At 69.3% G+C, this 13385-nt stretch carries 10 protein-coding genes, 2 tRNA genes and 1 pseudogene; 9 read left to right on the forward strand and 4 right to left on the reverse strand.

Translation table 11 applies throughout. The annotated features are described in order from the left end of the window. Positions 1 to 68: 68 nt before the first annotated feature. The 4 genes from ASG63_RS10760 (at position 69) to ASG63_RS10775 (ending at position 1693) form a co-directional block, all read left to right on the forward strand. Positions 69 to 144, forward strand: a tRNA-Ala gene (locus ASG63_RS10760). 261 nt (positions 145 to 405) lie between these two features. Next, positions 406 to 481 (forward strand) — tRNA-Ala (locus ASG63_RS10765). Between the two features lie 131 nt (positions 482 to 612). Continuing rightward, complete coding sequence (locus ASG63_RS10770) at positions 613 to 1167, forward strand: hypothetical protein (protein WP_056215956.1); 555 nt, start codon at positions 613 to 615, stop codon at positions 1165 to 1167. 97 nt (positions 1168 to 1264) lie between these two features. Beyond that, the gene (locus tag ASG63_RS10775) at positions 1265 to 1693 is read left to right on the forward strand and encodes a DUF2147 domain-containing protein (RefSeq protein ID WP_056215815.1); all 429 of its coding nucleotides are present in this window, start codon (positions 1265 to 1267) and stop codon (positions 1691 to 1693) included. 46 nt (positions 1694 to 1739) lie between these two features. Here ASG63_RS10775 and alaS read toward each other — a convergent pair whose 3' ends face one another. Then, positions 1740 to 4403 (reverse strand): alanine--tRNA ligase, encoded by a 2664-nt coding sequence (alaS, locus tag ASG63_RS10780; RefSeq protein WP_056215818.1) that lies wholly within the window; start codon positions 4401 to 4403, stop codon positions 1740 to 1742. A 215-nt stretch (positions 4404 to 4618) separates the two neighbouring features. Here alaS and ASG63_RS10785 point away from each other — a divergent pair, with 215 nt between their 5' ends. From ASG63_RS10785 to ASG63_RS10795, 3 genes are all read left to right on the forward strand, one after another. Continuing rightward, the gene (locus ASG63_RS10785; protein WP_056215820.1) at positions 4619 to 5035 is read left to right on the forward strand and encodes an MAPEG family protein; all 417 of its coding nucleotides are present in this window, start codon (positions 4619 to 4621) and stop codon (positions 5033 to 5035) included. 141 nt (positions 5036 to 5176) lie between these two features. After that, a complete protein-coding gene (locus ASG63_RS10790; RefSeq protein WP_056215823.1) occupies positions 5177 to 6466 on the forward strand; it encodes a PQQ-dependent sugar dehydrogenase in 1290 nt (429 codons plus the stop codon). Between the two features lies 1 nt (position 6467). Continuing rightward, positions 6468 to 6818 (forward strand): c-type cytochrome, encoded by a 351-nt coding sequence (locus ASG63_RS10795; RefSeq protein WP_443189787.1) that lies wholly within the window; start codon positions 6468 to 6470, stop codon positions 6816 to 6818. 103 nt (positions 6819 to 6921) lie between these two features. Here ASG63_RS10795 and recA read toward each other — a convergent pair whose 3' ends face one another. Continuing rightward, positions 6922 to 8013 (reverse strand): recombinase RecA, encoded by a 1092-nt coding sequence (recA, locus tag ASG63_RS10800; RefSeq protein ID WP_056215830.1) that lies wholly within the window; start codon positions 8011 to 8013, stop codon positions 6922 to 6924. 396 nt (positions 8014 to 8409) lie between these two features. Between recA and ASG63_RS25200 the strand changes: the two genes are divergently transcribed. Together ASG63_RS25200 and ASG63_RS24120 are read left to right on the forward strand one after the other, a co-directional pair. After that, positions 8410 to 8871 carry a hypothetical protein gene (locus ASG63_RS25200; RefSeq protein WP_156394151.1) on the forward strand — a complete coding sequence of 154 codons (462 nt, stop codon included), beginning with the start codon at positions 8410 to 8412 and terminating at the stop codon, positions 8869 to 8871. A gap of 213 nt (positions 8872 to 9084) precedes the next feature. Further along, positions 9085 to 9437, forward strand: a pseudogene (locus tag ASG63_RS24120) (transposase); the annotation flags it as partial. Between the two features lie 48 nt (positions 9438 to 9485). Here the strand turns inward: ASG63_RS24120 and cckA are convergent. Both cckA and flhB read right to left on the reverse strand, forming a co-directional pair. Further along, entirely contained in the window at positions 9486 to 12164 is a 2679-nt protein-coding gene (cckA, locus tag ASG63_RS10805) for a cell cycle histidine kinase CckA (protein ID WP_056215833.1), read from the reverse strand. Between the two features lie 135 nt (positions 12165 to 12299). Further along, positions 12300 to 13367, reverse strand: coding sequence for a flagellar biosynthesis protein FlhB (gene flhB, locus ASG63_RS10810; protein WP_056215836.1), 1068 nt, complete (start codon positions 13365 to 13367; stop codon positions 12300 to 12302). Between the last annotated feature and the right edge of the window lie 18 nt (positions 13368 to 13385).

A 13385-nucleotide genomic window follows, 5' to 3' on the forward strand; every position in this document is an offset into this window, starting at 1 on the left:
CGGCGGTGGGCGGCACGCCCGCCGACGACGACCACCCCGGGCCTTCCAGAGGCCGGGGTGTTGAGAGTGGGGCCTTAGCTCAGCTGGGAGAGCGCTTCCATGGCATGGAAGAGGTCATCGGTTCGATCCCGTTAGGCTCCACCAACTCTCTATTCAGACCACGACATACCCAGCCCCTGGCCCCGCCCGATGCATCCGCGTCGTGCGGTTTTCGGCGTTTGGCCTCCGCGCTGCGAACGGCGCGCGATCCCTCTGGACGTCGCCCGCAGGAAATCGCCCGGACCACGAAATAGGGGTTGAGGCGGCGGCCCGATCCCAGTATGTCACCGCCATCGCCGGTGCGGCTCAGGCCTCTCCGCTGCGGACGACCCACCCGGGTGATCCAGAACCCCGGGTGTCGAGAGTGGGGCCTTAGCTCAGCTGGGAGAGCGCTTCCATGGCATGGAAGAGGTCATCGGTTCGATCCCGTTAGGCTCCACCAAACTTCCCCTCCCCCCGTCCCGACATCGACGTAGACCTTTTCTCACGTGCTGCGTATGGCGGTGCGGTGTGAGCACGTTCGGCGGCCACGACGACGCGCGGTGCAGGTGAATGGGACGTGGTTCGGTGTTCATGGCGACGTCCCTCCCCGGCGACCCGGTCACGATCCCTGCTGCGGCCACCCTCCTGAAGGACCTGTGTGACCGGCTGCGCGCCGGCCCGAGTGCCACGGCGGTTCTGGAGGACTGGTGCCGCGCCCGAGGGCTCGCCCAGTCCCCCGGCCTGGTCGCCCATGCGGTCCCGGCGCCGGAGCGGCCGGCCAGCCCGGTGCAGCGGGAGCGCCTCGCCCTGCCGCGCACGGTGCCGGTGCGCTACCGCCGGGTCCGCCTGACCTGCGGCGCGCTCGTCCTGTCGGAGGCGGAGAACTGGTACGTCCCGTCGCGCCTCACGCCCGCGATGAACCGGTTGCTGGAGACCAGCACGGTGCCCTTCGGCCGCGTCGTGCACGACCTGTCGCCCACCCGCCGGACCCTGTCCCTGCGCCTCCTGCCCGCGGGGGACCGTCCGGACACCGCCGGGCCTGCCGACCCGCTCTTCGCGATCGAGGCGCTCCTGCTGCGGGCGGACGGCCTGCCGCTCTGCGAGGTCGGCGAGACCTATACCGGCGCCGTCCTGGCCCGCGCCTGAGGCCGCCCCGCCGTCACGGCCGACCGAAGGTCTGGCCAGCGGAATAGACGCACGCTATGCCCCCGCCCGACGAACGCGCAGGGCGAGGATTTCCGACATGGCGATCACGGGACGGGTGTTGCGGAGCGCAGGCTGCGCAGGGGCGGTCGCGCTTCTGCTGAGCGGCGCGGTCTCGGCCCAGCAGGGACGGGACGCCACGGGGCTGTGGCTGACGGAGACCGGCGCCTCGAAGGTGCGGATCAGCCGCTGCGGCAACGGCTATTGCGGGACGCTGGCGAGCGTCGCGGGTCCTGGCCTCGACGCGAAGAACCCCGACCCGTCCCTGCGCACTCGCAGCCTCGTCGGCGTGCAGATCATGGACACCCGCACCGCCGGCGCGAACGGCTACGAGGGCACGCTCTACAATCCCAACGACGGCAAGACCTACGCCGGCACCCTGACGCTGAAGGGGGCGGACATCGTCGAGGTCTCGGGCTGCGTGATGAGCGTGTTCTGCAAGAGCCAGACCTGGAAGCGCGTGAACTGAGCACGCGCCGCCCCCCGGACGAAGCGGAGGGGCGGGCGCGGGCGTGTCAGGCCGTGAGGGCGGCGCGGATGGCGTCGATGGCGGCCTGGGCCCCCGCGCCCTCGGGACCACCGGCCTGGGCCATGTCGCGGCGCCCGCCGCCGCCCTTGCCGCCGAGATGGCCCGCGCCGGCCCGGACCAGGGCCACGGCGTCGTAGCGCTCGGTGAGATCCGGGGTGACGCCGACGACGAGGCCGGCCTTGCCGTCGGGGGCGACGCCCACGATGGCGACGATGCCGGAGCCCAGGCGGGTCTTGCCCTCGTCGGCGAGGCTCTTGAGGTCGCGCATCTCCACGCCCTCGACCACCCGCGCCATGACCTTCACGCCGCCGATCTCGGCGATGCCGTCGTCGCCGCCCGCGCCCGCGCCCCCCATGGCGATCTTCTTGCGCGCGTCGGTGAGGTCGCGCTCCAGGCGCCGGCGATCCTCGATCAGGGCCGCGAGGCGATCCGGCACGTCGGCCGTGGCGGCTTTCAGCAGCCCGGCGATCTGCGCCAGCGTCCGGCTCTCCTCGGCGCGGTGGCGCCGCGCGGCATCCGCGGTCAGGGCCTCGATGCGGCGGACACCGGCGCCGACGGCGCTCTCGCCCACCACCGAGACCTGGCCGATCTCGCCGGTGCGCGCCGCATGGGTGCCGCCGCAGAGCTCCACCGAGAACGCCTTGCTGCGTCCGCCCTCGCCCGCGATCGGGGCGCCCATGGAGACCACGCGAACCTCGTCGCCGTACTTCTCGCCGAACAGCGCACGGGCGCCGGATTCGATGGCCTCGTCCACGGCCATCAGCTTGGTGACCACCGGCGTGTTCTGCAGGAGCACGGCGTTGGCGATGTCCTCGACGGCCCGGATCTCGGCCTCGTCCATGGGCTTCGGGTGGCTGAAGTCGAAGCGCAGGCGGTCGGGGGAGACCAGGGAGCCCTTCTGGGCGACGTGGTCGCCGAGCACCTGGCGCAGGGCCTCGTGCAGCAGGTGCGTCGCCGAGTGGTTGGCGCGGATCGCGGCGCGGCGGCCGTGGTCGACGGCGAGTTCGACGGCCTGGTTGAGCGACAGCGTGCCCGCATCCACCGTGACGTGGTGGACGAAGAGATCGCCGAGCTTCTTCTCGGTGGCGGTGACCCGCGCCTTCAGGCCGGCCGCCGACAGGGTGCCGGTGTCGCCGACCTGGCCGCCGGACTCGCCGTAGAACGGCGTCTGGTTCACGAGGACGAGGCCGATCTCGCCCGCCGTCAGGCTCCCGGTCTCGGCGCCGTCGCGCAGCAGGGCGGTGACGATGCCCTCGGCGCTCTCGGTCTCGTAGCCGAGGAACTCGGTGGCGCCGACGCGCTCCTTCAGGCCGTACCAGACCGTCTCGGTGGCGGCCTCGCCCGAGCCCGTCCAGGCGGCGCGGGCGGCCTTGCGCTGGCGCTCCATGGCCTGGCCGAAGGCGTCCGTGTCGACGCCGATGCCGCGCGCCTTCAGGGCGTCCTGCGTCAGGTCGAGGGGGAAGCCGTAGGTGTCGTAGAGGGTGAAGGCCGTCTCGCCCGAGAGGTTCTGGCCGGAGCGCAGGTCGCGGCTCTCGGCGTCGAGGATCGCGAGGCCGCGCTCCAGGGTGCGGCGGAAGCGGGTCTCCTCCAGCCGCAGGGTCTCGCCGATGAGGCCCTCCGCGCGGGTGAGTTCGGGATAGGCCTGGCCCATCTCGCGCAGCAGCGTCGGCACGAGGCGGTACATCATCGGCTCGCGCGAGCCGAGGAGTTCGGCATGCCGCATGGCGCGGCGCATGATCCGGCGCAGGACGTAGCCGCGGCCCTCGTTGCCGGGCAGCACGCCGTCGGCCACGAGGAAGGACGCGGCGCGCAGGTGGTCGGCGATGACCCGGTAGGAGGCCTGCGTGCCGGGCTCGGGCGGGCGACCGACCGCGTGGCTCACGGCGTCGATGAGGGCGCGGAAGAGGTCGGTCTCGTAGTTGCTCGTCACCCCCTGGAGGATCGCGGCCATGCGCTCGAGGCCCATGCCGGTGTCGATGGAGGGGCGCGGCAGGGCGAGGCGGTTGCCCGGCTCGACCTGCTCGTACTGCATGAACACGAGGTTCCAGAACTCGAGGAAGCGGTCGCCGTCCTCGTCGGGGGAGCCGGGCGGCCCCCCCTGGAGCGTCGGCCCCTGGTCGATGAAGATCTCGGAGCACGGGCCGCAGGGGCCGGTATCGCCCATCTGCCAGAAATTGTCGGAGGTGCCGATGCGGATGATGCGGTCGTCCGAGAACCCCGCGATCTTGCGCCAGAGACCGGCGGCCTCGTCGTCGTCGGCATAGACCGTCACCAGCAGCCGGTCCTTGGACAGGCCGAACTCCTTGGTGATCAGGTTCCAGGCCAGCTCGATCGCCCGCGGCTTGAAGTAGTCGCCGAAGGAGAAGTTGCCGAGCATCTCGAAGAAGGTGTGGTGCCGGGCGGTGTAGCCGACGTTGTCGAGGTCGTTGTGCTTGCCACCGGCGCGGACGCATTTCTGCGCCGTGGTGGCGCGGTCGTAGGCGCGCTTCTCGACGCCGGTGAAGACGTTCTTAAACTGCACCATGCCGGCATTGGTGAACATCAGCGTCGGGTCGTTGCGCGGCACCAGCGAGGAGGACGGCACCACTTCGTGGCCCTCTTTCGCGAAGTAGTCGAGGAAGGTCGACCGGATCTCGTTGACGCCGCTCATCGCATCACAACTCTGTCGTAGGGTGCCGCCGGCATACGGGCGCCCCGGAACGCTCCGGCGCGCCGCATGCTGCGCGCCGAACATCCCGTATCCAGGGGCTCCGCCGCGCAGGCGCACTCATAAGGAGCGTTCCGGCGCAAGTCACGACCGGGTTTCGCTTTTGCCCAGGGCCGAGCTAGGAACACCCCGCACCTCTTCTCAGGGACATCGCCCCCATGCCGGTCGAAATACGCCTCCTCGCCTGGTCCTGCCTGCTCGGTCTGGTCCACATCGTCGCCGCCTCCGCGAGCGGCGTGCAGCAGCGGGGCGGCTTCGGCTGGGCGTCCGGCAATCGCGAGGGGCCGACGCCCGAGGTGACGGGCGCCGCGAGCCGGCTGGAGAAGGCGTCGAAGAACTTCCTCGAGACCTTCCCGATCTTCGCCGCTCTCGTCCTCGCCTGCGTGGCGACGGGCCGCCACAACACGGCGGTCGTCCTCGGCGCCTACCTCTACTTCTTCGCCCGGCTGGTCTACCTGCCCGTCTACGGCTTCGGCATCCCGAAGGTCCGCTCCCTGGTCTGGCTGGTCTCGATCGTCGGCATCCTGTTCGTGCTGTGGGGCCTGTTCATCAAGCTGCTGCCCTACACGCCCTGAGGCGTGGTCGCGCCGTCGCCCGTCTGCCCGCCCCCCGCCTGCCCGCCCCCCGCCTGCCCGCCCCTTGCCGGCGCGCCCGGCAGGCGCATATCGTCGGGGCTCAACCGCCCCAACCATGCGGGCGGACTTCGGGAGACATCCATGCGATCGGTCCTCACCGCAACGCTGCTGGCCGGTTGCGCCGCGCTGGCGTTCACCGCCGGCGCCCGCGCGCAGGGCGCCGCGCCCGCCGAGACCAAGGCGAAGGCCGACGCCCTCGAAAAGCTCACGGGGATGCAGGGCACCGGCACCGCGGAGGCGCCGGAGATCCCGCAGACCGGCCGACGCGCCGACGCCCTGCGCAGGACGCTCGCCAAGATCAAGCTCCCCGACGGCTTCAAGATCGACCTCTACGCCGTGGTGCCCGATGCCCGCTCGATCGCGGTCGGGCCCAATGCCGGCGTGCTGTTCGTCGGAACGCGCAAGAGCAAGGTCTACACGGTCACCGACCGGGACAAGGACCGCGTCGCCGACGAGGTCCGCGCCTTCGCGCCCGGCCTCGATTTCAAGATCCCCAACGGCGTCTGCTTCTCCAAGGACGGCGTCCTGACCATCGTCGAGCAGAACCGGGTCCTGTCCTTCCCGGCGGCGGAATTCTTCTACGAGAGCCCCGACGTCGCCGCCGGCGTGCTGGTGAAGCAGGGCGACCTGATTCCGGCCGCCGAGGAGAGCTACAACCACACCGCCCGGATGTGCCGGGTCGGGCCCGACGGAAAGACCTACATCTCCCTCGGCCAGCCCTACAACGTGCCCCCGGCCGCCAAGCGCGACCTCTATGCCAAGACCGGCATCGGCGGCATCATCCGCATGGACGCCGACGGCAAGAACCGCGAGGTTTACGCCACCGGTATCCGCAACTCGGTGGGCATGGACTTCAACCCCGCCGACAAGGCCCTGTGGTTCACCGACAACCAGGTCGACGGCATGGGCGACGACATCCCGCCCGGCGAGCTGAACCGCATCGCCAAGGCCGGTGAGAATTTCGGCTTCCCGTGGTTCGGCGGCGGACAGGTCCGCACCGTCGAGTACAAGGACGAGACGCCGCCGAAGGACGTGGTGTTCCCGCAGGCGGAACTGCCGCCCCATGCGGCGGATCTCGGCATGACCTTCTACAACGGCCGTCAGTTCCCGGATTCCTACAAGGGCGGCATCTTCACCGCCGAGCACGGCTCCTGGAATCGCACCCAGCCCCTCGGGGCGCGGATCATGTTCGTGCCCATCGACAAGGAGGGCAAGGCCGGCGCGCCGAAGCCCTTCGCGGAGGGCTGGCTGACGCAGGACGGCGAGTATCTCGGTCGCCCGACCGACGTGGCGGTGCTCCTCGACGGCTCGCTCCTCGTGGCCGACGACACGGCGGGCGCGATCTACCGCATCTCCTACGAGGGCAAGTAGCGTGCGGTCCGTCTCCGGAACCGCGGGGCCCGTCCGGGCGGCTTTGCTGGGCGTCCTCCCGATCCTGCTCCTCGGTCACGGGGCGTGGGCGGGGGACGCGAAGGCCGGCCGCAAGGCGGCGGTGGCCTGCCAGACCTGCCACGGCCTCGACGGGGTCTCGAAGCTCCCCGAGGCTCCGAACCTGTCGGGTCAGGTCGAACCGTACCTCGTAAAGGCGCTCAAGGAATATCGGGACGGCACGCGGCGCAACGAGATCATGAACGTCGTGGCCAAGCCTCTCAGCGACATCGAGATCGCCGAGCTGGCCGCCTACTACGCGGCGATCCAGGTCGACGTTCTCCCTCCGGGCTGACCGGCGGATTCAGGAACGAGAAAGGCCGCCGGGCATCGTGCCCGGCGGCCTTTTTTCTGGCTTTGAGAGCCGCGCCATCCTGTTCCGGGAGCGCGGAAGGCCCTCAGGCCTCCCCCTCGTCGAGCTCGTCCTCGGTCGGCTTGGCGTTCTCGAGGATCTTCTCGGCGACGAGCCCGGAATTCTGGCGGATCGAGGTCTCGATCTTGCCGGCGATCTCCGGGTTGTCGCGCAGGAAGCCCTTCGAGTTCTCGCGGCCCTGGCCGAGGCGCTGGCTGGCATAGGAGAACCAGGCGCCGGACTTCTCGACGATGCCGGCCTTGACGCCGAGGTCGATGAGCTCGCCGACCTTGGAGACGCCTTCGCCGAACATGATGTCGAACTCGACCTGCTTGAAGGGCGGCGCGACCTTGTTCTTCACGACCTTGACGCGGACCTGGTTGCCGATGGCCTCGTCACGATCCTTCAGGGTCGAGACGCGGCGGATGTCGAGGCGCACGGAGGCGTAGAACTTCAGGGCGTTGCCGCCCGTGGTGGTCTCGGGGCTGCCGTACATCACGCCGATCTTCATGCGGATCTGGTTGATGAAGATGACCATGCACTTCGAGCGCGAGATCGAGCCGGTGAGCTTGCGCAGGGCCTGGCTCATCAGGCGCGCCTGAAGGCCGGGCTGCGAATCGCCCATCTCGCCCTCGATCTCGGCGCGCGGCGTCAGGGCCGCCACCGAGTCGACCACCAGCACGTCGATGGCCCCCGAGCGCACCAGGGTGTCGGTGATCTCCAGGGCCTGCTCGCCGGTGTCGGGCTGCGAGATCAGGAGGTCGTCGAGCTGCACGCCGAGCTTGCGGGCGTAGACCGGGTCGAGGGCGTGCTCGGCGTCCACGAAGGCGCAGACGCCGCCCTTCTTCTGGGCCTCCGCGATGGTGTGCAGGGCGAGCGTGGTCTTGCCCGAGGATTCCGGGCCGTAGATCTCGATGACGCGGCCGCGGGGCAGGCCACCCACGCCGAGGGCGATGTCGAGGCCCAACGAGCCGGTGGAGATCACCTCGACCTCCGCGACCTTGTCGTTCTTGCCCAGGCGCATGATCGAGCCCTTGCCGAAGGCCCGCTCGATCTGCGACAGCGCGGCGTCGATCGCCTTCGCCTTGTCCTTGTCCACCATCGGGGAATCCACAACTTTCAGCGCGGGCTGGGCCATTCGTCGGCATCCTTATGCATGGGGGAGGTGCAAGGCTCAATGCGCCCCGGTTGCCGATTGTGTACCTGTTTTGTTCTCATCGGGCAAGGTGCCGGGGCGAAGATTTCCTGTCGCGGCGCGGGAATCGTCGCCCCCGGGACCCTTCGTCCCGATGCGCGCGCCTACGCCTCGTGACACGATGGTTGGTACACTAACAGGTTTCAACATTTTATAATACAATCTATCGTCCACAAGTCGAACCTGAGACGGATTCGACGCGCTTGGTGCTTGCGCCGCGCTGTTTACGAACTCCTCAGTCGCCATCGATGCACGCGACATGACGCACCCGCGGCGCTGAGGATCAAGTGGCGGACACGGCACCTTCTTTGGAGGTCCATGTACCGACATCGTCACGGATTGCTTGCCCTGATCGATCCTCTCAGGCGTAAGGTCATGATTTCCAGCGTCAATCCAAGCCTTGGACAGATCTACAACCTCGCAGAGATGGCTCCGGCAATCACCAAGATGTCGGAAAGTCGACGCAAGGAACGCGAGGCGGAGTTGAACCCGCCACCACCCCCGGCTCCTGGGAACGTCGTGGCGGACAATGATCCGTCGAACCAATATGCGACTCTGGAAAAAAACGGCCGTGTCCTTGCGACTGTGTATAAGAGCGGTCTTATTTCGACTCCAAATGAGGTCCAGCTGCCAAGTGACCTTGCCAACGACGGACACGGAACGTCGTTAGCCGACGCTCGCCTGAAGCAGATGTTGGACATGTATGGCGGTGAAATCAAATACACGCAGGATGCCATGATGCAGGCCGCCTCGAAGACGGCCTCCACGCTGTTCTCCGCTCACCTCGCCGGCCAGACATAAGACCATTGAAAAACCGCATCAGAGGCAATTCATCTGATCGCCAATAACGCTTGAAAGGAAAGCAGCGGTCTGCTTTCGAAATCTTGATCGCCTCTGTACTCTGTTTTATGCCAGTATAGCATATTCGTGGAACGACGAGCACGGCGAGGGCCTGTCGGCACCTGAACGGATTGCTCGCGCTCGCGTTTTCCCCTCCCGGCGTCGGGCGGGTCGATGCCGAGTGGGGCGCGAGGGGCCGAACGGGAGCCCTTGGTCGAGGCCTGCCGGCCGAGCGCCAAGACACCACCGCAGGATCGACGCCGCACCCTCCCGGCGATCCTCTGGCTGCGGCCGAGCGAGACGCTGAGGAAGCGCTGGGCCGCTCATGGGGCGGCTATGGCACCAGGGCCTGCGTGATCGCCGATGGCCGAGGGCGCGCCATCGCCGTCCGGTCGGACCCCGGTCAGGACCATGAACGACCCCACGCCGTTCCCTTGCTCGACCAGCCGCCGGGCGTGCCCCGGTGGGTGGTGGGCGACCTCGGCTTCACGAGCCACGCCGTCCGCGAGGACATCCGGGACATGGGCGTCCTCTGCCGCGCAGCCGCCCTCGACCGGCTCGGGCGATGACAAACCCTAGCGGGCGATGGTCTCCTTCACCGTCTCCACGAGCTGCTTCAGGCTGAAGGGCTTGGGCAAGAAGTTGAAATCCTCGCCGTCGGGGAGGTTCTTGCGGAAGGCATCCTCGGCGTAGCCCGACACGAAGATCACCTTGAGGTCGGGGGATTGCTTGCGCAGTTCGCGCAGCAGGGTCGGCCCGTCCATCTCGGGCATCACCACGTCGGAGACGACGAGATCGATGGTCTCGGTGGTCTCGGCGATGATCCGCAGGGCATCGAGGCCCGAGGCGGCCTCGAGCACGGTGTAGCCGCGGGCCGACAGGGCGCGGCTGTTCACGGCGCGCACGGGGTCCTCGTCCTCCACCAGCAGGATCACGCCCTGGCCGGTATGGTCCGGCGCCGGCTTGCGGGGCGCGGGCTTCTCGCCGTCTGGGCGTGGCCGGTCCGGCCCGCCCTTGAGCCGGGTGGCCGCGATCGCAGCGGTGCTCTGCTCCGTCGGGGGGGCCAGCGCGAGCTCCGGCTCGGGCGCGGGCTCGGCGGCGGGTTCGTGGCGCGGGAAGTAGATCCGGAAGGCGGTGCCCTCCCCCACCGTGGAGCGCACGTCGATGGTGCCGCCGCTCTGCTTGACGATGCCGAACACCGTCGAGAGGCCGAGGCCCGTGCCCTTGCCGATCTCCTTGGTGGTGAAGAACGGCTCGAAGATCTTTTCCATGACGTCGGGCGGAATACCCTGCCCGGTGTCCAGGACCTCGATCAGCACGTGGTCGCCCACCGGCATGCCGACGCGGGTCTCGCTCGGAACGGCCTCGTCGACGACGTTGGCGGTGCGGATCAGCAGGCGGCCGCCCTCCGGCATCGCGTCGCGCGCGTTCACCGCGAGGTTCACGATCACCTGCTCGAACTGGTTCACGTCGGCCTTGATCGGCCAGATGTCGCGCCCATGCTTCAGGTCGAGGTCGACCCGCTCGCCGAGCAGGCGCTTGAGCAGGAGCGTGAGGTCCGAAAGGGCCTCGCCGACGTTCATCACCTCCGGGCGCAGGGTCTGACGCCGCGAGAAGGCGAGCAACTGGCGCACCAGGCTCGCGGCCCGGTTCGCGTTCTGCTTGATCTGCATGATGTCCTGGAAGGCCGGGTCGGTCGGCCGATGGCTGGCCAGGAGCAGGTCCGAATAGCCGATGATCGCCTGGAGGACGTTGTTGAAGTCGTGGGCGATGCCGCCGGCGAGCTGGCCGACCGTGTCCATCTTCTGCGCCTGGGCCACCTGCTGCTCGAGCTGGCGTTGGGCGGTGGTGTCGAGGGCATAGAGGATGACCCGCTCGCGGTCGCTCTGCTCGGCTTCGTCCCGGCCGCCGCCCGCCGGCTCGCCGCCCGCCGGGCTCAGCCAGACGCGGGCCGACCGGTTGCCGGGGCCCGAGAGCGCGATCTCGATGGGCTGCACCTCGACGAGACCGGCCGCGGCCTTGCCCAGGGCCGCCTCGAGGCCGGCGCGATCGCGCTCGGCGATGGCATCCCACATGGTGGGCTCGCCCTGGAGGTCGTTGCGCCCATCGGGCAGGGCCTGGCGCGGAAGCCCACCGAACAGCCGTGCGAAGGAGGCGTTGGCGCGGGCGATGTGACCGCTCTGGTCGAGGGTCGCGATGGCGATGGGGCTGTTGTTCAGGAAGCGCGCGAGCCGCACCTCGGCGACCCGCTGCGGCTCGTCGCTCTCGGCACCCGCCGAGCGGTTGAGCACGAAGGTGCGCGACGGGCCGGGCCGTCCGTCCTGGCCGAAGGCGACCCGATGGTACAGGCGCGCGGGCAGCGGATGTCCGTTGCGGCGGCGCAGGTCGAGGTCGAACCGGTCGGTCCGGACCTCGCCCGGCAGGCCCTCCGAGGCGGTCAGGACGTCGGCGCCGGGGGCGATCTCGGGCAGGCGCAGGCCGCCGGAGCCGACCGTCGCGAGGTCGTAGCCGAGCCAGGCCGCGAGGGTCGCGTTCATGTAGACGATCGCGCCGGTCGGATCGATCGAGAGGAAGCCGGCGGGGGCGTGGTCGAGATAGTCGATCGCGTGCTGGAGTTCCTGGAAGACGTTCTCCTGGCGCTCGCGCTCGTGGGTGATGTCGCTCACCGTCCACAGGGTCGCCGGGCGACGGGGCCGCTCGATCGGGCGCACGCTGATGCGGAACCAGGCGAAGGCCCGCTCGGCCGCGCTGCCCGGAGGCGGGGCCATCCGGATCTCCTCGGCATGCCCGAGGCCGTCGCGGGAGGCCTGGGCGAGGCGGTAGACCGCCTCGGAGACCTCCGGCGAGCCGACGAACACCCGCTCCACCGGGCGCAGGCTGGCGAAGGTCTCGCCGCCGGCAATGCGCAGGTACGATTCGTTGGCGTAGATCAGGCGCCCGCCCTCCTCCACCACGATCGCGCCCTCGGGCGCGGCGTCGACGATCGCCTTGGTGATGTCGTCCCGGGTGGTCTGGCCGGCGAGCTGGATCGCCCCGATGGCGAGAGCGAAGAGGCAGAACACGCCCGCCATGGCGAGGAGCGCCAGCAGCCCGAGGATCAGCGGCTGGGCCTGCTCGCTCGCGACGAAGGACAGGCCCACGGCGGCACCGACGAGCAGGCCCGCCAGCACGAGGAGCAGCCCGACGCGCCCGGGCCGCTCGGAACGATCGATCGCGTTCGACGCGGGCTTACCGTGTCCGCTGAACTCAACCATCCGCCGCCGACCCATCCCTGAAGCTCATCCGGTTAGCCCCTCGGTTTCGCACGCAGCAAGGGCAAACCGGCGTATGTCGCCGAGAAATCTCGCGAAAGAGGGTGCATAAAGCGTGGCGAGCGCAAGCGCCAATCCTCACGCGGCCCGCCGGCGCAGGCGCATGACGTAGCCGATGACTTCGGCCACCGCGCGGTAATGCTCCGCCGGGATCTCCGCGTCGATCTCCACGGTGGCGTGCAGCGCCCGGGCCAGGGGCGGGTTCTCGAGGATCGGGACGTCGTGGTCCTGGGCCACCGCGCGGATCTTGAGGGCCAGCGAGTCGACGCCCTTGGCCACGCAGACGGGGGCCGCCATGCCGGCCTCGTAGCGCAGGGCGACCGCGTAGTGGGTCGGGTTCGTGACGATGACGGTGGCGGTGGGGACGGCGGCCATCATGCGCTTCTTCACGCGCTGGGCCCGGATCTGCTTCATGCGGCCCTTCACCTCCGGGCTGCCCTCGCTCTCCTTGTGCTCCTGCTTCATCTCTTCCTTCGACATGCGCAGGCGCTGGCGCCAGCGGAAGCGCTGGTAGACGGCGTCGCCGAGCGCGATGGCGACGAACACCGCGAGCATGCCCGCCATCATCTTCAGGGCGAGGGTCAGGATCGCGGCCAGGACGGCGCTCGGGTCGAGGCGCGCGAACACCTCCATCCGGTCGCGCTCGCCCCACAGGATGGTGCCGGCCACGACCCCAACCATGCCGAGCTTGGCCAGCCCCTTCACGAACTGGAACAGGGCCTCCATCCCGAAGACGCGCTTGACGCCCGCCATCGGCGAGACCCGGTCCCATTTCGGGCCGACCGCCTCCGTGCTGAAGACGAACGGATGCTGGACGAGACCGGCGGCCAAGCCCGCGACCAGGACGAGACCTACTGGTATACAGAGGGCCTGCGCGCAGATGATCAGCGTGCGCAATCCCATCTCGGTATAGGCCGCCGAATCCGACGGCACCGCATGGGCGTTCATCAGGAAGCCCCGCAGGCTCGGCACCAAGTTCCTGGCGATCAGGCCAGACACCATGAGCAGCGCCATGGTGAAGGCGGCCAGGATGAAGAAGGTGTTGATCTCGGGGCTGTTGGGAACGTTGCCCTGCTCGATCGCCTTCTCGATCCGCCGCGGGGTCGGGTCTTCGGTCTTGTCTTCCGGATCGGAATCGTCCGCCACGGCTCAGACCTCCGCGCG

This window comes from Methylobacterium sp. Leaf94 (assembly GCF_001426045.1).
GTDB lineage: Bacteria > Pseudomonadota > Alphaproteobacteria > Rhizobiales > Beijerinckiaceae > Methylobacterium.